The following is a 22,725-nucleotide window of genomic DNA, read 5'->3' as shown; positions in this document are numbered from 1 at the left end:
TTTATAAATGATTATTTGATATAAGAATACAATATTTCTCTTAATTTTTCTATAGCTTTTAAATTTTCTTTAGTTCTAAAAGGCTGTTCAAAAATAAATTCTATCTTTTGTGCGTTTAAAGCTATATAAACATGCTCAGGCTTATAAAAAGCACCAAAAGCTATTTTAATGACAAACCCATCATCCTTAATATACATTTTTTCAAAATGCAAGAAAAAATCCTCACCTTTAAAAACTTCATTTTTAAAATTCTTTTTTATACAAGCTAATTCTTCTGCGTTTAATCTTAAATCTTCAATGGCAAATTTTTGATCCTTGCTTAAACTTTCACTCTTGCTAAAACCACTAATGATTAAATCATATATATCTTTATTTTGCCTTTTCCAGCGATCTTCGTATTTGCTTGAAATTTCTAAATTTTCATTTTTTTTGATTAAAGCTTTTAAATGCGAAAAAGTTAAAAAAGTTTCTAAAGTAAAATCAAAATACGAAAAACTATCTGTTCTAAGTTCAAATTGCCCATTTTCTTTTAAAACTCTAGCGCATTCATTTGCAAAATTTAACCCGACTACCCTACGATGAGGCTTTTTATCCCAAGGAACAGGAAAATGCAAAAAGATTTTATCTATCAAGTTAGACTCAAGTACGCTTAGTAATAATCTTGCATCGGTTTCTATTAATAAAACATTATTTAAGTTTTCGCTTAAGGCAAGTTTAGCTACTTGCTCCAACGCAGGGGTGTAAATTTCTATACCTATAATCAAAACATCAGGATTTGATCTTGCTTGATAAAGCAAATGCCTACCACTTCCAAAACCTATTTCAATAAAAATTTGCTTTTTGTTTTTTATTTGCTCTAGTAATTCTTTTAAATCATTAGCGATCAAAAGGGTTTTTTGGATTAACCTTGTATGTTTTAATGCTACAGCTTCACAAACTACATCTTGAGTAAAGTTTTCTTTAAACACAAGTAAAGCTTTTTGCAAATATCCAATTTGCGAAGGCTTAGTGTGTTTTTCACCTTTAATAAGCCATTCTTGTTTTTTTTCATCTTTTTTAATCTGCAAAAAAAAGTTTTCTTGCTTTATACGCGTAAAAAGCAAATCAACATTTTCACCTTTAGCAAGCCATAAAAATTCAACCCCATCTTTTTCAAAAGGAAGTTGAATTTCTTTTAGAATTTTACACTTAAAATTTGGCATTATTTCACCGCTGTAAATTTATCAGAAGCTTTTGATTCTATACCATTTGCATCAATAGCTATAACTTCATAACTATATACTTTTCCAGGAACAGCTGTGATGTCTTTTAATTGTTTAGATTTAATCTCCTTAAACACAGCATTACTTCCACCTCCACTTCGTTTAACTATGTATTCTTTAGCTCTATCATCATTATCAACCCATTCAACTCTAATACCATCATCTTCAACAGCACATAAAATAATACTTGGTGCTAATGGTGCCCCTAAGGTAATACCTTCTACAGGCTCACTTGCTATAGGACTTTCCAAGCCATCTTTATCGACCATACTCACTTTATAATATCTTTTTTCAGCCACGCCTTTAACTACATCTTCATAAGTATTTTCAGAAGTTTTAGCTACCACGCTAAAAGGTAAAAAGGTGGTTGAACTAGAATAAATTTTATAATAAGCAAAATCAGCATAGTCAATTTTATCCCAAGTTAAAATGATTTTTCTTGGCGCATCTTTACTTGCTTGTAAATTACTTACCATAGGAGGAAGTGCTTTAGTAGTTGATTCCACTATTTTACTTGGGGTACTTTTAATGCCATCATAAGTTAAAGCTATGATTCTATATTGAAAACTCTCATCAGGCTTTAGTGAATCATCTATATATTCAGCACTTAAGCGATTTTTAACCCTAGTTAATTCTTTAAATTTCATATCTTTCATATTTGCACGCTCAATGATGTATGAATTTACTCTTACATCAGGGTGTGGTCTCCAAACTATTTTTACACGATTTGGCAAACCCACAATAGCTTGCACAAAAGGCACTGGATCAATCACTCTATTGGTAAAAGCTTCTATGCTTACGCCATCTTGAGAAACTTGTCCAAGCTCATTAAAGGTTTTCATAGAATAATAATATCTTGTATTTGGTTCTAAATTTGTATCAGTATAATGAGTTTGAAATTTATTTTTAATTTTTGCTATAAGTTCCATAGGTGCACCAGCTGCATTTGCTCTATAAATGTAATAGCCTGCTATATTTTGATCATACAAAGGTTCCCATTCAAAAGCTATGCTTGTAATATCACTTATACTTTTAATATTTGAAATTTTTGGTAAAGTATCATTTACTTGAGCAATTTGAGGCGAACTCATAGTTGTACTACAAGCACTAAAAGCTAAAGCAGAACTTAAGATAATCCAGTGAAGTTTTTTCATCTATCTCTCCTTGTGTAAAATTTTCTTTTAAAATTTGATAAAAATCATCAAACATAGGAGCTTTTATAAACATTAACTCTTTAGTCCTAGGATGAATAAAATAAATCAAATACGCATGAAGCATTACTCTATTATACTTTATTTTTCCTTTATATCCGTATAATTCATCTCCTAAAATATAGCGATTAAAATCTGCCAAATGTACCCTGATTTGATGGGTTCTTCCTGTGTATAATTTAGCAGCTATTAAAGAGCATTTTTTAGCACTTAATAAATTTATAAAATCTGTTTTTGCATTTTTTGCTAAAGGATTTTTGATATTTGTAGTAATTTTTTTAAGCCTATTATTAGGACAACGCATAATGGCTTTTTCATTACTCATTTTATCATTTTTCAAAGGCAAGTCACTCAAAGCAAGATAAAATCTTCCCATACTTTTATCTAAAAGCTGATTTGCTAAAAATTGATGTGCTTGATTATTTTTTGCTATGATGATAGCTCCGCTTGTGCCTTTATCAAGTCTATGCACAAGCCCTGCTCTATGCTCTCCATTTAAATTTGATAAAGCATAGCCCTTATGTAAAAGCCAATCCACCAAAGTCGCTTCTTTAACACTACTTGCACCATGCACGACAACATTAGGAGCTTTGTTTAAAACTAAAACATCATCATCTTCATATAAAATTTCTATATCAAACTCAGGCGTGTAGCTTTCTTTAGCTTCTTTTACTAAAGGTAAAAAAATACTTATTTCATCTTTTTGTTTTATTTTTTTAGAACTTTTATTTTCTAATTTTTCATTAATATATATGCAGTTTTCTTTGATTAGTTTAGCAACTTGCGAACGACTTTGTTTAAGTATATCTGATAAAAAAATATCCAATCTTTCTTCACAAAGTGATGAAATTTTTAGCATATTATATTTCCTTGTGATAAAATTTGCAATTTTAGCATATAATTACACAATATTTTGTAAAAAAGGTTAGCTTTGATAAAACTTGATAGAAGAATTCTGACGCATTTTGATTTTGTTCAACCTCTTTTAGTGTTACCTATCATAGCTATATCTTTTCTTTTAATTTATGAAGCAAATACACGCTTAGCCGAAAAGCAATTTATCTATACTTTAGTAGGTTTTACAGGCTTTGCATTTTTTTTCTTTTTACCTTTAAGAAGATTAATGTGGCTTATACCTGTGTTATATTGGATCAATATAGCTTTGCTTTTGAGTGTGGATATTTTTGGTGTTGAAAAACTTGGGGCTAGAAGATGGCTTGAGATACCTTTTACACATTTTACCATACAACCTTCTGAAATTTTCAAACCCTCTTTTATTTTAATGCTAGCTTATTTGATTTATCAAAACCCACCACCTCATAATGGCTATGGTTTAAAACAATTTTTAAAGCTAAGTTTTTATATTTTACTCCCATTTTTACTTATAGCAGGAGAACCTGATTTAGGAACAGCTTTAGTACTTTTAATAGTGGGCTTTGGAACGCTTTTTATCATAGGAGTAAATTATAAAATTTGGCTTAGTATTTTTTTAGCTATAGCTATAGCTTCGCCTATTATTTATAGTGATTTTTTAAAACCTTATCAAAAACAAAGAATTCATGATTTCTTAGCTGAAGAGCCAAGTTACCATGTAAAACAATCCATCATTGCAATAGGAAGCGGTGGTTTGAGCGGAAAAAAGGCCGATGAAGCCACACAAACACATTTTAAATTTTTACCTATTTCTACGAGTGATTTTATCTTTGCATATTTATCTGAAAGATTTGGTTTTATTGGTGCAGTTATAATTATACTACTTTACACCTTACTCATTTTTCATTTATTGAGTTTAAATTATAAGCTCAAAGATGATTATTTTACAAGAGTAGTGACAAATTGCATTGCTTTATTTATTTTCATATATGTAGCAGTAAATATATCAATGACCATAGGTTTTGCCCCTGTTGTTGGTATACCTATGCCATTTTTTAGTCATGGGGGGAGTTCTTTTGCTACCTTTATGATTTTCTTTGGAATTTTACAAAATTTAATAACCTTTAGATATTTAGCAATAGAAAAAGCAGTAAAAATAAAATTCTAAATTTAAATTAAGGAAATAAAGATATAATAACATTTTTATTTTAACTTCTGGCGGATTTATAGCTCAGTTGGTTAGAGCAACCGGCTCATAACCGGTTGGTCGCAGGTTCGAGTCCTGCTAAATCCACCATTTTATTTAATCTCGTATTTTTATTCTGATCAAAACTTTTTTAAATTACATTCTTATTTTAATTATTTTTTTAAGTGTTTTATATTAAAGCTAAATTCAAATTTCTGATATGTTAAATTAGAGTATTAAAACTAATGAAAATCATTAAAAGTAAGATTAACAATATTTTTATTTACTCTGTAGCTAATTTAAATTCTTTGAAAAATTTCATTAGGAATTGGTTGCGAAGGGGAGATTTGAACTCCCGACCTTCGGGTTATGAGCCCGACGAGCTAACCACTGCTCTACTTCGCGGCATCATATGAAGTGGATGGGGTAAAGGGATTCGAACCCCTGAATGACAGGACCAAAACCTGTTGCCTTACCGCTTGGCGATACCCCAATAAATGAAGCAATTTTTAAATTAAAAGTGGCATTATATATTATTTTTTACATAATGTCAAGAAAAATGTTATATAATTTCTTAAAAAATAAAAAAAGGAGATTAATAGTGGGATATATTAGTGTAGAACAAGCTATAAAAGAACTTCAAGATGGCAAAATGCTAGTTATGGTAGATGCAGAAGATAGAGAAAACGAAGGAGATTTGATTTTCCCTGCACAATTTAGCTCACAAGAAAAAGTAAATTTTGCCATTACTCATGCAAGAGGTGTGGTGTGTGTAGCATTGAGTGAGAATTTGGCTAAAAAATTTGAACTACCTTTAATGGTGCCTAAAAATACATCAAATCACGAAACAGCTTTTACCATCACTGTCGATGCAAAAAATGCAACAACAGGAGTAAGTGCTTATGAAAGGGATATGACTATACAAATTTTTGCTGATGATAATGCAAAGGCAAGTGATTTTGTGCGTCCTGGTCATATTAATCCTTTGATAGCAAAAAAAGGCGGAGTTTTAGAAAGAACAGGCCATACCGAGGGAACAGTGGATTTATGTCGCTTGGCAGGATTAAAAGAAGCATGCGTGATATGTGAGATTGTTAAAGATAATGGAGATATGGCTAGAAGAAGTGATTTGCTTGAGTTTTGCAAAAAACATGCTATTAATATGATTACTATTTCAGATTTAATCGAGTATCGTTTAAAAAATGAAAGTTTGATTTCTTTAATTAAAGAAGAAGAAAGTATTTTGGCAGGTTTTAAAGCTAAAAAAATGACTTTTAAAGATCACAATGAAAATGAACACATAGCTTTTAGCTTTGGCGCTTTGAAAGAATGTGAGAATGTTAAATTTTATCTTAGTGGAAGTGACTTTGAACTTCTAACTTCTAATAAATTTAATGAATTATTAAAACAGATTGAATTTTTAAGTCAAAAAGGTGGTGTAATCATTTTCATGAAAAATGAAAAACAAGAAAACATACAATTTAAAAATTACGGCATAGGAGCACAAATTTTAAGGTATTTAAAAATTTCAAAAATCAAACTTCTAAGTCAAAATACCGATAAAGAATTTATAGGCTTAAAAGGTTTTGGGCTTGATATTACAAGCAGTGATTTTAAATCTTAAATTCTAAAAACTTAAATTTATCGCCAAAGTTAAACATCAAATTTTTACTTTGGCTGATAAAGTTTTTATAAATTTGAGGGTTAGCATTTTTAGCTTGCTCGATAATTTCTTCTAAGCCAAAATCAATTAAGGCTTGATTTTGATTCTTATATTCTAACACCTCAAAGCCCTCTTCTTTTAAAACTTGTAAAAAATGATCAAAATTTACATTATATGTAATATCGCTTTTAGCAAAAAAATCTTTTAAATTCTCTTCAAAAAGATTATACACTTGGTGATTTTTATACATTCTAATACTAATTTTTTCTTCTTTTTTTGCATAATCAAAACATGCAAAAGTTAATTTTTCACAAGTTTGTTTTAATTTGAATAAAAAAGGTCTATAAGAGATACAAAGCTCACTATTGGTGATAGCATATTTTTCACATTCTTTTAAAAGATCTTCATTTATAGGCTTAAAAACAATGTTTAAATCATCATCAACATATGCCATTGTTCTATCTTTTATAAGTTCACATGCAAAACAATCAAATAATTCATTAGCATAAAAAAAGGCATTTTTAAAACGACATTCTTCTAAAGAATTATAAATTTTTACATCCAAATCATATTCATCAAAAAGTTTTTTTTGAACACTTCTTAACTTTTCATGCGGCTCTATAATAAAACATTCAATCTGCTCTAAAACATCAGCTCTAAGAGTGTATAAAGCTTGTATAAAATCAAGCATTAAATGCCCTTCATTTGCCCCTATTTCCACAACTTCAACCGGTAAAGTTAGTTTTTTATCATCTATAAGTTTTAAAAAATGATTAGCTAAGAGTACTCCAAAAAGATTTCCCACACTAACTGCGGTATAAAAATCTCCATTTTTGCCAACACTCACAACTTGGGAGTAATATTTATCAATCCAATTTTGAAAAAATTCACTAAAAGCTATCATTATAAAGCATTAAATTTAGCTATAAAATCAAGCGGATCAACTTGCACACCATTGACTAAAATTCCAAAATGCAAATGTGGCCCTGTAACCCTACCACTAGCTCCACTCAAACCTATAAGCTCGCCTTTTTTTACCTTTTGTCCTACTTTTACATTAAGTTTTGATAGATGATAATACTGAGAATAAATCCCGTATCCATGGTCAATCACCACTGAATTTCCTGCATAGTAACGATCTGAAGCAATCCTTACAATACCATCATTACTTGCATAAATTTTTGTCCCACTTGCTGCTCTAAAATCAGTTCCGCTATGATAACTTTTAAGAGTATCATTAAACAATCTTGCTTTTCCAAAAGCACTTGTAATTTTACTTTCTAAAGGGTATGCAAAATTGCCTTCAAATAAAGCCATATTAGTATAAGTATTATAAACCTTAATAGCTTCTTGATATTCTTTGCTAATGCGATCAAGTGTTTCTTTAAGTGGATTGACCTTAGAAGCACTAACTTTTAAAAATTCTTTTTTATAATTTCCTTCGCTAAATTTTATATTAATTTCCTCTTTGGAATTATCTTTAAATTCAGCTATTAATTTTCTATCTTTGGGGTTTTTATAAGGCATAGCTACACTAACAATAACTTTATTTTTATACTCAAAAAAAGGAAGTTTTTTAGAATTTGAACTAACTTGCAAAAAATTACTTTTATCAAATTCTAAAAAAACTACTTGCCCTTTTACAAGCTCAATCTCTCTAGCTTCTAATGCAAACACCAAAAAACAAAGCAAAAAAAGAATTTTTCTCATATACTAAGCTCTTTAATATCAGCTATTTTTAAAAACTCACGATAAATTGCACACACTAAAGCTTGACGATTGTTTTTAATATTTTCATCTTTGTCATTAATCATCACTTTATCAAAAAAAGCATCAATTTGCGGTTTGAGTGCAAAAAGGCTTTCTAAAAGCTCTTGGGTATTATTTTCTTTTGTTTTACACTGCATAAAAGCTTGATATAAATCTTTTTCTTCTTGAGTGTTAAACAAATTTTCATTAATTTGAACCTCGCTTAATACTGCAATATTCGCCAAACGCTTAAAAGTAGCAAAATTTTGACTAAAATCTGCCTTATTTGCACTTTGAATCAAAGCTTTTATACAAGAATCAATATAAATAACATCATAAGTTTTAGAGCTAAGCACAGCTTTAACAAAAGAAGCATTTACTTCATAAAAAGTATACAAACGCTCTAAGATAAAATCTAATAAAATTTTCAAATCAAAGCTTTTATATTCACTAGCTATTGCTTCTAAAAATATCTTAAGATCAAAATTTTTATTTAAAGCTAAAATAATTTTTAAAACACCATTTGCTGCTCTTCTTAAAGCGTAAGGATCTTTTGTGCCGCTTGGGATTTTCCCCATTGAAAAAAGCCCCATAAGTGTATCAAATTTATAAGCTAAAGCTACAATAGAACTAAATTCATTACTTGGCATAGCTGAATTATCGCCATTTGGAAGGTATTGTTCTTTAATCGCCAAAGCAAGCTCATCGCTCATACCCATAGCCTTAGCATAATAAGATCCCATAATGCCTTGAAGATCAGTAAATTCATACACCATTTGAGTACTTAGATCAGCTTTTGAGTATTCTATGGCTTTTAAGATTTCATCTTTTTGGGTATTAGCAAAAATCTCACAAAGCTTAGCGGCGATTTTTTGCTCTCTGATAATTTTATCTTTTAAGGTTCCAAGTCCTTCAAGATAGACCATTTGGCTTATTTTATCATTATTTAAGCCCTGTGCTAAGTCATTTTTCCAAAAAAACATCGCATCACTTAATCTTGCTCTTAAAACCCTTTCATTTCCATTAATGATTTTAGAATAATCTTTACAAACTGCATTAGAAACTACAATAAAATGATTGCTTAAAGTATTGTTTTTAAATACTGCAAAATAGCGTTGGTTTTCTCTCATAGAAGTGATAATTACCTCACTTGGGATTTCTAAATACTCTTTTTCAAAATGCCCTAATAATGCTTTTGGATACTCTGTGATAGCTACAACTTCAGCTAAAAGCTCATCATCTTCTGCAATAGTAATATCATTTTCTTTTTCAAGTGTCTTTAACTGTTCAATAATAAGCTTTTTTCTTTGTTCTTGATCTAAAATAATATAATTTTGCTCTAAAGTTTTAAAATACTCATCAATATTTACAAAAGGTATTAAATCATAACTAACACTTCTATGCACAAAAGTACTGTTTGCACTTTTAACACCATAGCTTTCAAACTCAATCAACTCATCATTTAAAATACAACAAAGCGAGCGAATAGCTCTAATAAATTCAAAACTACCATCGCCCCATCTCATAGTTTTACCAAAGCTCAAGCTTTTTAAGAAAGCTTCGATCATTTGAGCTAAAACTGCTTTACTCTGTAAGCCTTGCACTTGTTTTTGACAATACAAGACTTCTTTACCTTTAATTTCTTTAAATTCAAGCTCTTCTTCTTTTAAACCACTTTTTTCTAAAAAACTAAGCCCTGCTTGAGTAAGCTTTCCATCTTTATAAGCTATCGCCCTAGGTGCGCCTATAAATTCCACAAAAGAATCATCTTGTTTTTCTTTAAAATTTTCATGGATAAAAACCAATCTTCTAGGAGTATAGAAAAATTTAAATTCAGATTCTAAATGATACTCTTGTAAAATCTTTTCCCATTTTTTAGTAATATTTGGAAGTTCTTTTAATAAGGGAATAGCAGGAAGTTCTTCTGTGCCTATTTCTATTAACAATTTCATTTTACACTCTTTTTTAAAAATTTTTTAGTGTATTTTACCTATTTTTTTTAAAATCTTTCTTTGTTTTTAATTTTTCTTCTCTTTGTTTGGCTTTTTCTTGCATTTGGCGGTTAAAGCCAAACACAAGAAAAACCGTAAAAGCTATAAACAAAGCAATAATAATATAATCTATCATTAGTCCCAACACTCTGCGTTTTTAATACCAAGCTTTGAAGCGCTAAACACTGGATCTCTACCTTGTCTTTTTTGCTCACTAAAGTCTTTTAATACCTTTTTCACTATACCACCAAGCAATAAAATGGAAATGATATTAATCGTAGCCATAAACGCCATAGTAGTATCAGCTAAATCCCACGCAAATTTTAAATCCATATTTGCACCAATAAAGATCATAAGTACAGCGCTTGCTTTAAAAAGATTGATAATAATAGGATTTTGAGTGAGATATTTAATATTTGCTTGAGCATAATAATAATTTCCTATCAAAGAAGTAATAGCAAATAAAACTATACTAACAGTAGTAAAATGTACACCCAAATTTCCATAATATTCTTTCATAGATTCTTGCACCAAAGGTAGTGCTGTTAAAATAGGTTTACCATCTACACCGATATTATTTGCATAAGCAAGTGAAAATAACACTAAAAATCCTGAACTTGTACAAATAATCACATCAATTAATACAGAAAATGCTTGAATAACTCCTTGTTTTGCAGGGTGAGTTGTAAGAGCTGAAGCTGCTGCATTTGGTGCTGAACCCATACCTGCTTCATTAGAAAATAATCCTCTTTTTATACCTATAACCAAAGCAGAACCTGCAAATCCACCAAAAATAGCTTCAAAATCAAAAGCACTTTTAAAAATCATAGAAAACACTTCAGGAATTTTATCAAAATTCATAAACATTGCTATGATAGATAAACCAACATAAATCATCGCCATAATAGGAACTATAACTGAGCTTACTTTACCTATTTTAGTATGATCACCAAAAAACATATAAGCAGCAAAAACAGCTAAAATTGCTCCTATTACAATAGGCCACCAACTTTGAGCAAAGCTTACTTCACTAGCATCAACCATGCCTTTATAGTAAAACTCAAATGCTGAAGTCATAGTTTGACTTTGAAGACCATTAAATCCATAAGCATAAGTAATGATTAAAATCACCGCAAAAACAGCTCCAAGCCATTTTAAATTTAAAGCTTTACTAATATAATAAGCAGGGCCACCTTTAAAACTTTTACCATCACGGCTTTTATAAACTTGTGCTAAAGTACTTTCTGCAAAAGCTGAGGCACCACCAAAAAACGCCATAGCCCACATCCAAAATAAAGCACCTGGTCCACCCAAAACAACTGCCACTGCGATACCTGCGATATTTCCTATACCAACTCTTGAAGCTGTTGAAATCATCAAGGCTTGAAAAGGAGTAATATGGTGTTTTTCATGCTTTTCTTGCTTTTCTGTTAAGATATCAAATACATAAGGAAGCATTCGAAATTGCACAAAACCAGTCAAATAACTATAATAAAACCCCGTGACAATAAGTAAAATTACTAAAATAGAATAATACTGATTATTCACAAAGGCAACAAATTGGGATATTAAATCCATATTTATCTCCTTTTTTTATAAATTTTCAAATACAAATTTATCATAAAAAAATGAATTTGTTATAAAAAAATATAATTTTAGGTTAAATTTATTTTATTTTTTATAGCTATGTGAAATTTTAACTCAAAATATTAACAACAACATCACATAAAACACCTTTAAGTAAAAAGAAAACTTAATTTTTATACACTTAGATTTTTAAAAATTTATCAAGGTGTGCAAGTTGAAACAAAATACGATGAAACTTTTTGTATTTTTTGCCATTATTATTTTTTGGGCTTATTTCTCATTTCCTATTGAAATTTTACAAGTCAAAGATCAAAATGGTTTAACCACAGGTGAATATGCTTATACCATAGAAGCTAAAGCTTATATTCATAGTTATTTCACAACACTTGGTTTAACAGTGGGTGGAATTTTAATAGGCATTGCGCTTGGTTTTTTTCTAGCGTTTTTAAGATTTTTAGAAATCCAAAGTTTAAATTTTATTATAGATGAATACATAGACATCATACGCGGAACCCCTTTACTTTTACAACTTTTGATTTTTTCAGTAGTGATTTTTGCTACTTGGAGTGATAATTTTTATGTGGCTATTATCGCACTTGGACTTAATAGCTCTGCTTATGTAGCTGAAATCGTAAGAAGTGGAATTCAAAGCGTAGACAAAGGACAAATGGAAGCAGCAAGAGCAATGGGGCTTAATTATTCTGCTTCTATGAGACTAATCATCTTCCCACAGGCAATTAAAAACATTTTACCTTCTTTAATGAATGAATTTATTTCTTTATTTAAAGAAACTTCAATAGTAGGTTATATTAGTGTTATGGATATTACCATGCAAAGTAAAAGCTTACAAGCAATCTATTACAACCCTAAACCTATTATTTTTACAGGACTTGTATATTATATAAGTGTTAAAATTTTAACACTTATCGCAAGAATTATAGAAGTGAGATTAAATAAACATGATTAAAATAGAAAATTTAATTAAAAAATACGGAGATTTAGAAGTCTTAAAAGATATTAGTGTTGAAGTACATAAAGGTGATATTATTGCTATTATAGGGCCTAGTGGAGGTGGAAAAAGTACTTTTTTACGCTGTTTAAATAAACTTGAAACACCAGATAGTGGTAATATTTATATCAATAATGTTAATATACTTGATAAAAAAGCAGATATCAATAAAATTCGTCAAAAAGTAAGCATGGTATTTCAACATTTTAATCTTTTTAATAATAAAAATGTTTTAGAAAATTTATGTCTAGCGCCAGTACAAACAAAAATCATGAGTAAAGACGAAGCAGTAAAAAAAGCACGAGAACTACTCAAAAAAGTTGGCTTAAGTGATAAAGAAAGCTATTTTCCTCACAAACTCTCAGGCGGACAAAAACAGCGTATTGCCATAGCAAGGTCATTAATGATGAATCCTGATGTGATTTTATTTGATGAACCAACTTCAGCTTTAGATCCTGAAATGATAGGTGAAGTTTTAAACATCATGAAAGAAGTAGCTAAAGAAGGTCTAACCATGCTTGTAGTTACACATGAAATGGGATTTGCAAGAAATGTAGCTAATCGAATTTTCTTTATGGATAAAGGCATTATAGCAGTAGATGAATGTCCTAAAATAGCTTTTGAAAACCCAAAAAATGAAAGATTGAAAGAATTTTTAAATCAAGTTTTAAATCATTAAAATTTTTCAAAAGAGGCAAAATTTTGCCTCAAAGCCTCATAACTCACTATACCTACACTTGTAGCTAAATTTAAACTTCTACCACAATCTTTCATCGGTATAGTAATGGCATTTTCCCATTTTTTTTGCATTAAATCCATAGGCAAGCCAAAACTTTCACTTCCAAAAAACAAAAAATCACCTTTTTGATAATTTACGTCAAAATAAGCTTGAGTAGTTTTAGTTGTCGCAAAGAAAAATCTATCTTGAAATTTTTCATATTCTTTTAAAAAATCTTCTAAATTATTCCATAATAAAGGATTTAATTTTTTCCAATAATCAAGCCCCGCTCTTTTAACTGCTTTTTCATCGATACTAAAAAGTGGATTGATAATATGTAAAGTAAATCCTGCATTAAAACACATTCTGCCTATACTTCCTGTATTTTGTGGTATACGAGGCTCAACCAAGACTATATGAAACATCTTTTTCCTTAAAGTGGTGTCCCCAGCAAGGTTTGAACTATGCTATAAAATAGCTTATTTATAGATATTTTATACCAAAAAATTCACAAATAGGTATAAAATGGGTATAATTTGCTAAGAACATATATTTTTTTATTTTCCAAAAAGATACTTTAAAATATATTAGACAAAACTTAATTATCTAAATTATATCTCAACATCTTTTTCATTTAAAATATCTAAGGTGTCAAAACTATACCAGTTTTCATTTAGTAGATTTTTAGTTACCATTTCAATATCTTCCTTTGAAGCCTCTCCAAAAAAAACATGCTCATCAATATCACTATTTTCATCTAAAGGCAAACTAGCTTCTTTTAAATTAGAGCTTAAAAATATATCACTAATATAACCTATAATGTCTAAAGATGTAGCATCTTTATTAATTAAAACATCAACTATAGGGGTTTGATTAGATATTGCTGTATTAATATCAACTCCTATTTTATATCCAGCACTTACCAATCCTGCAACGGCTAAAACCAATTTTAAAGCTTTATTTATTTTAGACAAAGAGCTTCCTTTATCTACTATGCCTAAAAAACTTAATGCATCGATAACACCTCCAAGCGTACTAAGCGCGATTGTTATATTGGTTATAATTGTGGCTGAAGCTCCGCCTATCATACCGCCCAAAGCTCCGCCTATAACTCCACCTGTATAAAAACTAATAAAAACAATCACAGCAGAAACAACAGGAGCTATTATAAACTCCCACCATTCCTTATCCTCTTTCACATAAAGATCATACATACTATCCCATAAAATAAACCATCTATCTTTTCTTCCATAAGGCATATTGCTTTCATTATTATAACAAGGCATCAATGAGATATTTTTATAAAAAAAACTACTCCGACTTCTCAAAACAACAGGCTCTTGATAAGCTATATTATTTAAATTAGAAAGAAATGCTAGAGGGTGAAATATATCGCCTAATTTAGAAACATTGATGTTATTGTTAAATGCACTTAAAAAATCAATATTAGATATTTTTTCAGGTACAATAAATACATTTTTATTTAATCTCAAGAACTCATCATAATATGGTCTTAAATTGTAATATCTACCATCTTCACTCTCTACTAAACTTGGCTTAAATTTGTCTTTATCTGGTAAAATAAAATTAGGTTTTACAAGCTCATTATTAACTATATTAGATTTTACAAAAATATATTTTGGCTTACCATATCCAGGGACTATAGCACCATAAAAGCCATGTATTTTTTCAAAAGTAAGATCATGTAGATAATAAAAATTCTTTAGCTCTTCTTTGTATTTTAAAAGATAGCTAGGGTTTGTAACAACATTTTTTCCATGAAAATCAAAATTAAACAAGCTTAAATTTTGTCTTTTCCTTATAATTTGACAAGTATCATGATATATTCCACTTTTATCTCCAGGGTCTCCTCTATACCACTCATAAGGGTTTTGACCTACAAAAAACTGATTTAACCCCAAATCCCCACTATTATGGTAATTATATGGAGCTCTAGAAGGACTTTTAATATCATAAAAATCAATTCCATAGGAATTTGGGAAGAGCGGGTGATAAATTCTTGTTTTTACAGCCCTACCTTTTCTTATTAATTGTTTATGCAGAAGCTCTACATATTTATGTACAAAGGTAGTTCCGTATAAAAACCAAGCTTGATAGCATTCTACATATCCTATATCATTTGCATTCTGTGGATATTTAGCTCTTAAAAAATATTTTGGAGTTCTATATTTTTTATCAATCATTTATCTATATTTTCAATTTTTTCTTTTACCCAAGATTCCAACTCTTTTGGTATTTCAAGCCCACCTGCGCTTAGCCCAAAACTATATCCTTGTGCAACTTTTGCCGATTCTATTCTTAATATATCATCTATTTGTTCTCGTTGTCTATCTATGAGTGCGGGTTTTTTCTTTTCAGTTTCTATTTGTGCTTGTATAAGTTTTATTTTCTCGCTATTAAGTTCGTTTTCATCGCCTTGCAAAATCATACCCAATGCTGTCGTTTGACTTTGTGCTACTATACTTTGTCCTACTAAAGATAGCGCATTCGCTAAAGTTTTAAACTGCTCTTCGTTTTTAATAACATCATTTTTTATGCTATCATCTAATATCTTTTTTAATTCTCCAAATGGGGATTTTTCCGCCAAGCTTAACTCTAAAATTTCGGGATATATTTTTTTAAATTGATTTAATCTTTGCTCATAATTCATCATTCAACTCCTTAATTTTATCTATATTGATCTCACATTGCTTATAGTGATAAAAAAGCTCACTATAAGCTTTTAATATATCTTTTTCATCTTGCACTATAGGTTTTCTTGCTCTATCAAATTCTAAAAGCTCATTTGGTATTTGCACTTTTTGAATTTGTATTTTGGTTAACACTTGTGTTTTGCTCCCACAGCCTATCAAGCATAACATTAAAAAGCTTAGTAGTGTTAGTTTCATTGCTTTTGGATATATAGTTTTTAACATCATCAACCCTTGCTTTGATTTGATTTTTTTGAGTATTTGCATAAAAGAGTGCTTTTAGCTCTTGTTCGTGTCTTATTTTAAGCTCTTGAGTAATCCTCGTGAGTTCATTATTTACACCCAAAGCTAAATTTAAATCACTTTGACTTTTTTCTAATTTTACATTTGTGCTATCTAGCTTAAGATATAAAAATACACTAAGTATAAGCATTAAGGCTAAAGCAATATAAAGCTTTGTATTGTTAAATAAAAATGACATATTGTTTATAGTTTAAAGTAGGTTTTTATATAATACTTTCAAGGGTTAGCCGTAGGTCTGACCCCCTATGGCTTAAACCCTAGAAAGTAGGTGATTAAATTTGAGCTATATAATCCACATAATCTTTATAATTATACTACTAAGTATGATTATAGTCAAGGCTTATTAACCTTGTCCCTTGTTTTAGGGGGATTATGTGGTAACCTACTCTAAACTTACTCCTTTCTAAAATTTATTCGTGATTTCTAATTTTATATTTGATAAATCTTGCTGATATAGCAAGTCATATAATTTTTTACAAGCTTGTCTGCTTTGTCCTATGCTTTCATCGCTCTTAGTTAAACCTAGTAAAATACAACCTTTTGTATCTTTGTCTGTATTTCCCCAATGCAACAAAATGTGTCTATCAAAAGGCACATCATCGTTGTAGATATTTACAACGCTATCATCATCGTTTAAAACCTTAACTCCTGCTACAACCCTTTTACCTTTATCATTAAAACTAGATAATGTATGTCTTTTTAGATTATAAACTCCTGCAGGAACTCTTAAGTCTTTTTCTCTTTCAATCCCTTCTTTATCTTCTTCTAAAGAAAAACACTCAAAAAGAATATTTTCTTTTTCATCTAAGACTTTAAACTCTCCTATGACACAAGTATTTCTTAAATACTTTCTAGTTAATTTTAGTTTCATTTATTCTCCTTTTTTGATTTATTCTATGTTCCATTGTGAGTATGATGTTACATCTTTAGAAATATCATCACCTGTTCTAATATCTATTGCATATATGCCTTTTTTAGAAACTTCTGCATTAGTCTTTGCGATTTTTTCTAATCTGCTCATAGGTTCTAAGATACCATTTGAAAAAGCTTCTAAAATCATCTTAGGAGCCCAATCTCTGCTAACAACATTCCCATAAGGACGCAACCCAAAACCCATAATATTTGCTGGCAAAGGTTGATCAAATATAAGTGTATATTCATAAATTCCATCATTTGTTAAGGCACCACTTAGTAAAGATTTATTGTTAGCTTGAAAAATATTGTATGTATAGCCTGTTCCATAAAGTGGTATAGTGCTTGATATAGTAGCCGTATAATCTTTTCCATTTATTTCAAAAACAACACTTCCATTTGGACTTGTAGTAATATTAGCTTCCTTAGCAAATACTGCATTTGCATTTATATCAATAAGACCAAAATTACAAACACAACAAGCTGAGTAAGTTGTAGCTACATTATTTCTTGAAACCTTAAAAGATAGCTTATTTATTGGTATTTCTTTTGAAAGTTCGACTTTTACCCATTCAGTTAAATTACTTACATAAAATGTATTTGGAGTAGTGCTTTTATCAACCCATATAAAGCCTTTTTCATATCCTACGGAATTTCCATTTTTTTCAGGTGGAGGAGTATTTGCAATATTACACATCAATGCATTATTTTGCATAGCATTTAAAAAAGTACTCAAACAATTGTTTTCTATGGTTGAAATTTTTATAATATTTTCTTCAAGAAAAGGCATAGTAACACTGCTTATAACTTCTTTTAGCTTATCATCTGTTATTACCTGACCATCTTCACCCACTATACCACCATTTGAGATACCTAATTCATCTACAACTTCTTTTACTATGGGCTTTAGCTCTTCTTTAGATATACTATCACCTTTATCTCCTTTTTCACCTTTGGCTCCTTGCTCCCCTGCTTCGCCTTTGTCTCCTTTTTCACCCTTTAAAGAAGCTAAAAACTCATCTTCACTTTTTCCTGCATTACCTTCTTTGTTAAGCCAAATTTCATAAGCACTTTTTCCATCTTCTCCTTTGGCTCCACTATCGCCTTTTAAACTTTGAAGTTGCTCAGGCGTAAAATCTTCATAAGTGAATGCATCGCCTTTTTCACCTTTTAAACTAGCTTGATTTTCTGTAATATAAGATAAAATACCATCTTTTATACTATCATCTAGATTTATCTTATCTAGCTCTTCATTTATGATTTTTATCAATTCTTCTTTATCTATCTTACCGTTTTCATAAAATTGCGCTAATTTTTCCATTTTATTTTTAAGCTCATTTAAGCTTTCATTTTGTGTTTGAATAACTTGTTCTAAACTCATTTTATTCCTTTCAAAAAACATTTAACCACATGGAATGTATTACACGCATGATAAAAAATAAAAGTCTTTACTTTAGAGCAACCAAGCTCACTCATAGCTTCTTTTAAAACTTTATCTGCTAGCTTATAATCATCTTTTGAATATGCTTTTTGGCATAAATAATCATGCACAATTGCTGCACTAAAATACTCACTTTTATATGGAGGATAAATACTCCAAAAAATGCGTGGCACTGAAGCACCATCACTAACAAAGCCTTTTGGCACGATAAAATTTAAACCACACAAACTAACTTCAAATTCTTTTACAACTTCAAATCTATCTTTGCCAAAAGGTTTAACTATAACCCTTTTAAGTGTTTTTCTTATCATCTTGCCTACCCTTTTCTTCTTCTTTTATATAAGTATTTGTTTTTAAAAAACCGCTTGAAAAATTCTTTATTTTCTCAACTGCAATATTGTAAATATCTACTTCAGCTATTGCTTTTCTTGTTTTTATACATTGAATATTAATCATCACAGAAAGGATTTCTCCTAAAATCAAGAAGCTAAAACTATAATCTACAAAATAATATAAAGCATCTATTTGCTTTGCACCCAAAGCAAACATAAAAGGTATTCCTAGCATTAAAAACTTTGACAAAAGATCAGAAAAGGTATAAGCCTTAACACTTTCATTTAAAGCTAAAGTTCTACAAAAACCTACTATTGCTGAAAATATAAAAATAATAAACAAAGTAAAAGCTTGAGCTTCTTTAATACCAGTATATGCTAAAAACTGAAAGAAAAAAGCTAAGATAAAAGAACCTCCAAATAAAGCTATATTTGCTGAATTTTCTAAATGCGACATATTAATCCTCCCAAACAATAGCTTCTAAATCTTGCTCAGATTTAGCTTGCTCTATTCTTTCTTTTAATGCATTTGCTTTAAATGTAATTTCTTGGGTATGATAAGCCACCATTGAAGCAAATTTTAAAAAATCTTGTGGTGTAAAAGTTACTTTTTCATCATTGATATTAATCCAAATGATTTCAGAAATTGAGTTAGTTCCACTTTGCATATCAAGCATTAAATTAGTTACAGCTCCATTGATATTAAGCTTATCTTTTTCTCTTGTTTGGAAAGTATGTTCATTATAAACAAGTCCGCCTTCTAAAGCCTCATCTCTTTTAGCTCTTATTTCATCAAGCTTAATTGTTTTTAGTTCTTCTAAGCTTTTTTGGCGTACTTCGTATTTTATATGAAAGATATTACTTAGCTCATCAAATTCTTCTTTTCTAACAAGCTCTTGGCTTTTTTCATCAAAACTTGGCAATTCTTGCTCACTCACTCTAGCAAAACCAAGAGCTTTAAGCTCATCATCATTTAATTTACTTAAAAAATAAGTATCTTCCCCTTCTAATTCTTCCTCATCTACTTTAATAATAACTTTTTTTAAATACACATCTTCATTAAAAAAAGCCTTATCATCTATCTTGTAAAACATCTTTCCTCCTTAGTTATAATAAAATGTCAAGTTTCCACGACATTGCAAATTACAATCACTAGTATTCCACCCTCTTTGTGCGTTGTGACTACCTGTTTGATATGAAGAAAATCTAATTTTATTTGAGTTTATAGCGCCAAATTTTATTTTTGCTTTCACTGGTATTTTTTTATTAGCTGTGTATGATCTTGATGGACCATAAAAACGATGCGAATTAGCATAATTATTCCAAGTTATATCAATAGAATTTGCTGAAGTTTTATTATTCATGTTGTTTACAGTCCAAACTTCTCCTACAACTAAAACTTCTTTATTTGCTAAATTAGCAGGCATAACATATTCATTAGGTCTTACTAGATTATTTAAACTAAACATATAATTATAATTAGCCACGCCTCCGCCAAGTTCTGGAGGTAAATTAACTTGAAATATTGAATTTGCAAGCATTAGAGTATTCATATTAAGACCTTACTAATCTGATGTTATTTGCTGCTATGCAAAAATAAGCAAAGGTCTCAGTTCCACTAAAACCACTTTGTGCTATTCTAAATTTAAATGGTGCTTTAAAAGATTTTATGTTTTGACAATTATTTATGGTTATGGTTCCACTTTTACCTGCCCCGCCCCAATTAGCTATGCCCAACTCTGTATTTGCATTTGCTGTTAAAATAAAATGTTGAGCTTGTCTTAAGTCTATGTTTGTTGAACCTACTGTTCCTAAATTTTTAATACCACCACCATAATCTACATACCACTTTCTAGCTAAATGATTATCAGCTGTTGGATTAACTGCACAATTTGGAATAAGCTTAAAAGTAGTATTTCCATTTAAATTAGTAGTTCCATTTGCCGTTAAAGCACCACTTAAAGTTATATTTCCGTTTATCGTCTTGTTTCCTTCTATAGAAACTTTTGTTTTTAGTTGTTCGTTAATATTTGTTATTTCTTTTTGTAATTTTTGCTCTGTAGTTTCTACATTTTCTAAAAGCTCTTCTTTTGTTTGTTCTATTTTTTGAGTATTAGTATTAATAGCATTTTCTAGTATATCAATCTTAGCATCTTTGTTTACCTTGTCAAACTCTAAAGCCTCAACCCTAGGTTTCAAATTTACAACGTCTTCTTTTATACTCACTATATCATAATCAATAGCCTTTGCATCTATCTCTTCCAAACACTCATCTTTTTTTACATCAAGTTCTTGTTTATATTCTTCTTTTTTTACATCAAGTTCTTGTTTATATTCTTCTTTTTGAGTATGTAAATTTTGCAAATGATTATTTACAAAAACATCAAATTCATTTTTATACCCTTGATAAGTAGTGATAAAAATTTGAGTTAAATTATCAATCAAAGTTTTTGATGTTTCTATATATTCTCTAAAATTACTTTCTCTTTCTTCTATATTGGAAACTATACCTGTTGCATCATCGCACATTTTTTGATAAATATCATTCATAGCTTCGATAGTGCTATCACGCAAAGCTTTTAATTCTGTTTCATAGATTAACTTGTCATTGCCTAGCTCTTTTTTAGCAACTTCGGCTAGTCTCCCCAAATCTTCATTAGCTATTAAAGCTCTTTGATTAAACCTATCATAACTTTGCTCAAAATGTATTTTATATCCTTCACATTTTGCAACAAGCTCATCAAATTTAACAATAGCTTCATTTTTTGCTGTTTCTATGGATGAGATTACTTGTTCACCTTTTGCTTCTAAAGCTTCGTGTAAACCTTGTGCTTTATTTTCTAAATCACTTTCTAAATTCGCAATTTGTTCTTTGAAATTTTTTATAAGCTCTGAATATGATTTAATGTCGTTTTCAAATTCTTCATATAAAGCAATAACTTCTTTTAACTCTTCTAAACTCTCTTTGGTTTCTAGTAAAAGATTATAAGCTTGTATTATTTCTTTATACTTTATGCCAACATCATATTTTATTTCCTCCAATTTTTTGACACTATCTATCATTTCTTGATTTAATCTTTGATTTTCAAAAAAGATAGTATTTATTTTATTTTTTATAATTTCGCTTGCATCTAAAACTACTTTACTAGCTTGCGATGAAAGCTCGTTTACTTCTTTTTTTATCTGCAAAAGCTCTGGCTTTAGTCCTCTAAGCTCATCAGCACTATAGTTTAACTCTTGCACCAAATCTTTGCAATGTTCTAATTCTCTTAAAATATCATCTTTTATTTTTGAGCTTAATTCAAAATATTCTTTTGATAATTTTGTATTATTTGTAGCTTCTGTGATAATGGCTTCTAGATCTATCTTCATACTTTCATATTTAGATAAATCATCTTTTAAGCTTTCAAATACAGGTTTATTTTCTTCTATAAAGCCTTTTATAAGCTCAAGTTCTTCTTTAGAACTTGAAAAATCATTATAAGCTTGCTCTATAAAACTAAAACGCTCTTGCATAATGCTAAATTTTTCATTAACACTAGAAAATTTAGTATCAAAATCTTTTTTATTTTCGCTAAAACTAGTATACATTGTTAAAACTTCTTGTTTTAGTTCTAGTGTTTGTTCATGTAAAGAATTTACGCTCTCTTTTAAACCGACAATTTCATCAAGTCTTGTATTGTCTAAAGCTCTAGCTATAGTATCAATTCTTAATAAAATTTGATTAATTAATTCTAGCTTTTCTTTACCTGTTTTCAATTCAGCCAAACTTACCAT

At 29.5% G+C, this 22,725-nt stretch carries 24 protein-coding genes and 3 tRNA genes; 5 read left to right on the top strand and 22 right to left on the bottom strand.

Annotated elements, in window-relative coordinates:
• Positions 1-11: 11 nt before the first annotated feature.
• Genes trmB through L8X30_RS03210 form a run of 3 tightly spaced genes read right to left on the bottom strand, consistent with a single transcriptional unit; the run spans position 12 to position 3,332 of the window.
• Positions 12-1,202 (bottom strand): tRNA (guanosine(46)-N7)-methyltransferase TrmB, encoded by a 1,191-nt coding sequence (gene trmB / locus L8X30_RS03220; protein WP_263678975.1) that lies wholly within the window; start codon positions 1,200-1,202, stop codon positions 12-14.
• Positions 1,202-2,416, bottom strand: coding sequence for a fibronectin type III domain-containing protein (locus L8X30_RS03215; protein ID WP_214126385.1), 1,215 nt, complete (start codon positions 2,414-2,416; stop codon positions 1,202-1,204). The genes trmB and L8X30_RS03215 overlap by 1 nt, the downstream gene beginning before the upstream one ends.
• Positions 2,370-3,332 (bottom strand): RluA family pseudouridine synthase, encoded by a 963-nt coding sequence (locus L8X30_RS03210; protein ID WP_263678972.1) that lies wholly within the window; start codon positions 3,330-3,332, stop codon positions 2,370-2,372. Before L8X30_RS03210 ends, L8X30_RS03215 begins: the two co-directional genes overlap by 47 nt.
• A gap of 72 nt (positions 3,333-3,404) precedes the next feature.
• Between L8X30_RS03210 and L8X30_RS03205 the strand changes: the two genes are divergently transcribed.
• A complete protein-coding gene (locus L8X30_RS03205) occupies positions 3,405-4,514 on the top strand; it encodes an FtsW/RodA/SpoVE family cell cycle protein (RefSeq protein ID WP_263675715.1) in 1,110 nt (369 codons plus the stop codon).
• 52 nt (positions 4,515-4,566) lie between these two features.
• Positions 4,567-4,643: transfer RNA gene (locus L8X30_RS03200), tRNA-Ile, on the top strand.
• 218 nt (positions 4,644-4,861) lie between these two features.
• Here L8X30_RS03200 and L8X30_RS03195 read toward each other — a convergent pair.
• Positions 4,862-4,937 (bottom strand) — tRNA-Met (locus L8X30_RS03195).
• Positions 4,938-4,950: 13 nt separating this feature from the next.
• Positions 4,951-5,025: transfer RNA gene (locus L8X30_RS03190), tRNA-Gln, on the bottom strand.
• Positions 5,026-5,133: 108 nt separating this feature from the next.
• Between L8X30_RS03190 and L8X30_RS03185 the strand changes: the two genes are divergently transcribed.
• A complete protein-coding gene (locus L8X30_RS03185; protein ID WP_263678971.1) occupies positions 5,134-6,156 on the top strand; it encodes a bifunctional 3,4-dihydroxy-2-butanone 4-phosphate synthase/GTP cyclohydrolase II in 1,023 nt (340 codons plus the stop codon).
• On the opposite strand, the gene L8X30_RS03180 is transcribed toward L8X30_RS03185, so the two are convergent.
• Genes L8X30_RS03180 through L8X30_RS03160 form a run of 5 tightly spaced genes read right to left on the bottom strand, consistent with a single transcriptional unit; the run spans position 6,146 to position 11,513 of the window.
• The gene (locus tag L8X30_RS03180) at positions 6,146-7,096 is read right to left on the bottom strand and encodes an SAM-dependent methyltransferase (RefSeq protein ID WP_318529746.1); all 951 of its coding nucleotides are present in this window, start codon (positions 7,094-7,096) and stop codon (positions 6,146-6,148) included. The two genes, L8X30_RS03185 and L8X30_RS03180, sit on opposite strands and share 11 nt — an antisense overlap.
• A gap of 2 nt (positions 7,097-7,098) precedes the next feature.
• Entirely contained in the window at positions 7,099-7,905 is an 807-nt protein-coding gene (locus L8X30_RS03175; protein ID WP_263678968.1) for a M23 family metallopeptidase, read from the bottom strand.
• Positions 7,902-9,896 carry a glycine--tRNA ligase subunit beta gene (gene glyS / locus L8X30_RS03170; protein WP_263678967.1) on the bottom strand — a complete coding sequence of 665 codons (1,995 nt, stop codon included), beginning with the start codon at positions 9,894-9,896 and terminating at the stop codon, positions 7,902-7,904. Before glyS ends, L8X30_RS03175 begins: the two co-directional genes overlap by 4 nt.
• 34 nt (positions 9,897-9,930) lie before the next feature.
• Positions 9,931-10,071, bottom strand: a complete 141-nt coding sequence (locus tag L8X30_RS03165; RefSeq protein WP_263678966.1) for a hypothetical protein — start codon at positions 10,069-10,071, stop codon at positions 9,931-9,933.
• Complete coding sequence (locus L8X30_RS03160) at positions 10,071-11,513, bottom strand: alanine/glycine:cation symporter family protein (RefSeq protein WP_214100050.1); 1,443 nt, start codon at positions 11,511-11,513, stop codon at positions 10,071-10,073. The genes L8X30_RS03165 and L8X30_RS03160 overlap by 1 nt, the downstream gene beginning before the upstream one ends.
• Before the next feature lie 238 nt (positions 11,514-11,751).
• On the opposite strand from L8X30_RS03160, the gene L8X30_RS03155 reads away from it, so the two are divergent.
• Positions 11,752-12,489 (top strand): amino acid ABC transporter permease, encoded by a 738-nt coding sequence (locus tag L8X30_RS03155; protein WP_412175498.1) that lies wholly within the window; start codon positions 11,752-11,754, stop codon positions 12,487-12,489.
• Positions 12,482-13,210, top strand: a complete 729-nt coding sequence (locus L8X30_RS03150; protein ID WP_047208169.1) for an amino acid ABC transporter ATP-binding protein — start codon at positions 12,482-12,484, stop codon at positions 13,208-13,210. The genes L8X30_RS03155 and L8X30_RS03150 overlap by 8 nt, the downstream gene beginning before the upstream one ends.
• Here the strand turns inward: L8X30_RS03150 and L8X30_RS03145 are convergent.
• The 12 genes from L8X30_RS03145 to L8X30_RS03090 form a co-directional block, all read right to left on the bottom strand.
• Positions 13,207-13,674: a tRNA (cytidine(34)-2'-O)-methyltransferase gene (locus L8X30_RS03145; protein ID WP_263678963.1), complete on the bottom strand. Its 468-nt coding sequence runs from the start codon at positions 13,672-13,674 to the stop codon at positions 13,207-13,209. The two genes, L8X30_RS03150 and L8X30_RS03145, sit on opposite strands and share 4 nt — an antisense overlap.
• 186 nt (positions 13,675-13,860) lie before the next feature.
• Positions 13,861-15,453, bottom strand: a complete 1,593-nt coding sequence (locus L8X30_RS03140) for a hypothetical protein (RefSeq protein ID WP_263678962.1) — start codon at positions 15,451-15,453, stop codon at positions 13,861-13,863.
• Positions 15,450-15,920 (bottom strand): hypothetical protein, encoded by a 471-nt coding sequence (locus L8X30_RS03135; protein ID WP_263678961.1) that lies wholly within the window; start codon positions 15,918-15,920, stop codon positions 15,450-15,452. The genes L8X30_RS03140 and L8X30_RS03135 overlap by 4 nt, the downstream gene beginning before the upstream one ends.
• Positions 15,910-16,095 (bottom strand): hypothetical protein, encoded by a 186-nt coding sequence (locus L8X30_RS03130; RefSeq protein ID WP_412175495.1) that lies wholly within the window; start codon positions 16,093-16,095, stop codon positions 15,910-15,912. The genes L8X30_RS03135 and L8X30_RS03130 overlap by 11 nt, the downstream gene beginning before the upstream one ends.
• The gene (locus tag L8X30_RS03125) at positions 16,052-16,441 is read right to left on the bottom strand and encodes a hypothetical protein (RefSeq protein WP_263678958.1); all 390 of its coding nucleotides are present in this window, start codon (positions 16,439-16,441) and stop codon (positions 16,052-16,054) included. Before L8X30_RS03125 ends, L8X30_RS03130 begins: the two co-directional genes overlap by 44 nt.
• A gap of 225 nt (positions 16,442-16,666) precedes the next feature.
• The gene (locus L8X30_RS03120) at positions 16,667-17,134 is read right to left on the bottom strand and encodes a DUF5675 family protein (protein ID WP_263678957.1); all 468 of its coding nucleotides are present in this window, start codon (positions 17,132-17,134) and stop codon (positions 16,667-16,669) included.
• Positions 17,135-17,152: 18 nt separating this feature from the next.
• Positions 17,153-18,556 (bottom strand): collagen-like protein, encoded by a 1,404-nt coding sequence (locus L8X30_RS03115; protein ID WP_263678956.1) that lies wholly within the window; start codon positions 18,554-18,556, stop codon positions 17,153-17,155.
• Positions 18,553-18,927 (bottom strand): DUF1353 domain-containing protein, encoded by a 375-nt coding sequence (locus L8X30_RS03110; RefSeq protein WP_263678955.1) that lies wholly within the window; start codon positions 18,925-18,927, stop codon positions 18,553-18,555. Before L8X30_RS03110 ends, L8X30_RS03115 begins: the two co-directional genes overlap by 4 nt.
• Positions 18,908-19,405: a hypothetical protein gene (locus tag L8X30_RS03105; protein ID WP_047208161.1), complete on the bottom strand. Its 498-nt coding sequence runs from the start codon at positions 19,403-19,405 to the stop codon at positions 18,908-18,910. Before L8X30_RS03105 ends, L8X30_RS03110 begins: the two co-directional genes overlap by 20 nt.
• 1 nt (position 19,406) lies before the next feature.
• The gene (locus L8X30_RS03100) at positions 19,407-20,042 is read right to left on the bottom strand and encodes a DUF4376 domain-containing protein (protein ID WP_263678954.1); all 636 of its coding nucleotides are present in this window, start codon (positions 20,040-20,042) and stop codon (positions 19,407-19,409) included.
• A 9-nt stretch (positions 20,043-20,051) separates the two neighbouring features.
• Positions 20,052-20,501: a hypothetical protein gene (locus tag L8X30_RS03095; RefSeq protein ID WP_263678952.1), complete on the bottom strand. Its 450-nt coding sequence runs from the start codon at positions 20,499-20,501 to the stop codon at positions 20,052-20,054.
• Position 20,502: 1 nt separating this feature from the next.
• Positions 20,503-22,725: a hypothetical protein gene (locus L8X30_RS03090; RefSeq protein WP_263678950.1), complete on the bottom strand. Its 2,223-nt coding sequence runs from the start codon at positions 22,723-22,725 to the stop codon at positions 20,503-20,505.

Source organism: Campylobacter sp. CNRCH_2015_0338h (genome assembly GCF_025772785.1).
Lineage (GTDB): Bacteria > Campylobacterota > Campylobacteria > Campylobacterales > Campylobacteraceae > Campylobacter_D.
This window is presented reverse-complemented; position numbering and strand designations above follow the sequence as displayed.

What these genes read in the sequence shown, in the direction of transcription:
- trmB (WP_263678975.1), bottom strand. Translation starts at nt 1,202, where the DNA reads ATGCCAAATTTTAAGTGTAAAATTCTAAAAGAAATTCAACTTCCTTTT.
- L8X30_RS03215 (WP_214126385.1), bottom strand. Translation starts at nt 2,416, where the DNA reads ATGAAAAAACTTCACTGGATTATCTTAAGTTCTGCTTTAGCTTTTAGT.
- L8X30_RS03210 (WP_263678972.1), bottom strand. Translation starts at nt 3,332, where the DNA reads ATGCTAAAAATTTCATCACTTTGTGAAGAAAGATTGGATATTTTTTTA.
- L8X30_RS03175 (WP_263678968.1), bottom strand. Translation starts at nt 7,905, where the DNA reads ATGAGAAAAATTCTTTTTTTGCTTTGTTTTTTGGTGTTTGCATTAGAA.
- glyS (WP_263678967.1), bottom strand. Translation starts at nt 9,896, where the DNA reads ATGAAATTGTTAATAGAAATAGGCACAGAAGAACTTCCTGCTATTCCC.
- L8X30_RS03165 (WP_263678966.1), bottom strand. Translation starts at nt 10,071, where the DNA reads ATGATAGATTATATTATTATTGCTTTGTTTATAGCTTTTACGGTTTTT.
- L8X30_RS03160 (WP_214100050.1), bottom strand. Translation starts at nt 11,513, where the DNA reads ATGGATTTAATATCCCAATTTGTTGCCTTTGTGAATAATCAGTATTAT.
- L8X30_RS03155 (WP_412175498.1), top strand. Translation starts at nt 11,752, where the DNA reads ATGAAACTTTTTGTATTTTTTGCCATTATTATTTTTTGGGCTTATTTC.
- L8X30_RS03150 (WP_047208169.1), top strand. Translation starts at nt 12,482, where the DNA reads ATGATTAAAATAGAAAATTTAATTAAAAAATACGGAGATTTAGAAGTC.
- L8X30_RS03145 (WP_263678963.1), bottom strand. Translation starts at nt 13,674, where the DNA reads ATGTTTCATATAGTCTTGGTTGAGCCTCGTATACCACAAAATACAGGA.
- L8X30_RS03140 (WP_263678962.1), bottom strand. Translation starts at nt 15,453, where the DNA reads ATGATTGATAAAAAATATAGAACTCCAAAATATTTTTTAAGAGCTAAA.
- L8X30_RS03135 (WP_263678961.1), bottom strand. Translation starts at nt 15,920, where the DNA reads ATGAATTATGAGCAAAGATTAAATCAATTTAAAAAAATATATCCCGAA.
- L8X30_RS03125 (WP_263678958.1), bottom strand. Translation starts at nt 16,441, where the DNA reads ATGTCATTTTTATTTAACAATACAAAGCTTTATATTGCTTTAGCCTTA.
- L8X30_RS03120 (WP_263678957.1), bottom strand. Translation starts at nt 17,134, where the DNA reads ATGAAACTAAAATTAACTAGAAAGTATTTAAGAAATACTTGTGTCATA.
- L8X30_RS03115 (WP_263678956.1), bottom strand. Translation starts at nt 18,556, where the DNA reads ATGAGTTTAGAACAAGTTATTCAAACACAAAATGAAAGCTTAAATGAG.
- L8X30_RS03110 (WP_263678955.1), bottom strand. Translation starts at nt 18,927, where the DNA reads ATGATAAGAAAAACACTTAAAAGGGTTATAGTTAAACCTTTTGGCAAA.
- L8X30_RS03105 (WP_047208161.1), bottom strand. Translation starts at nt 19,405, where the DNA reads ATGTCGCATTTAGAAAATTCAGCAAATATAGCTTTATTTGGAGGTTCT.
- L8X30_RS03100 (WP_263678954.1), bottom strand. Translation starts at nt 20,042, where the DNA reads ATGTTTTACAAGATAGATGATAAGGCTTTTTTTAATGAAGATGTGTAT.
- L8X30_RS03095 (WP_263678952.1), bottom strand. Translation starts at nt 20,501, where the DNA reads ATGAATACTCTAATGCTTGCAAATTCAATATTTCAAGTTAATTTACCT.
- L8X30_RS03090 (WP_263678950.1), bottom strand. Translation starts at nt 22,725, where the DNA reads ATGGTAAGTTTGGCTGAATTGAAAACAGGTAAAGAAAAGCTAGAATTA.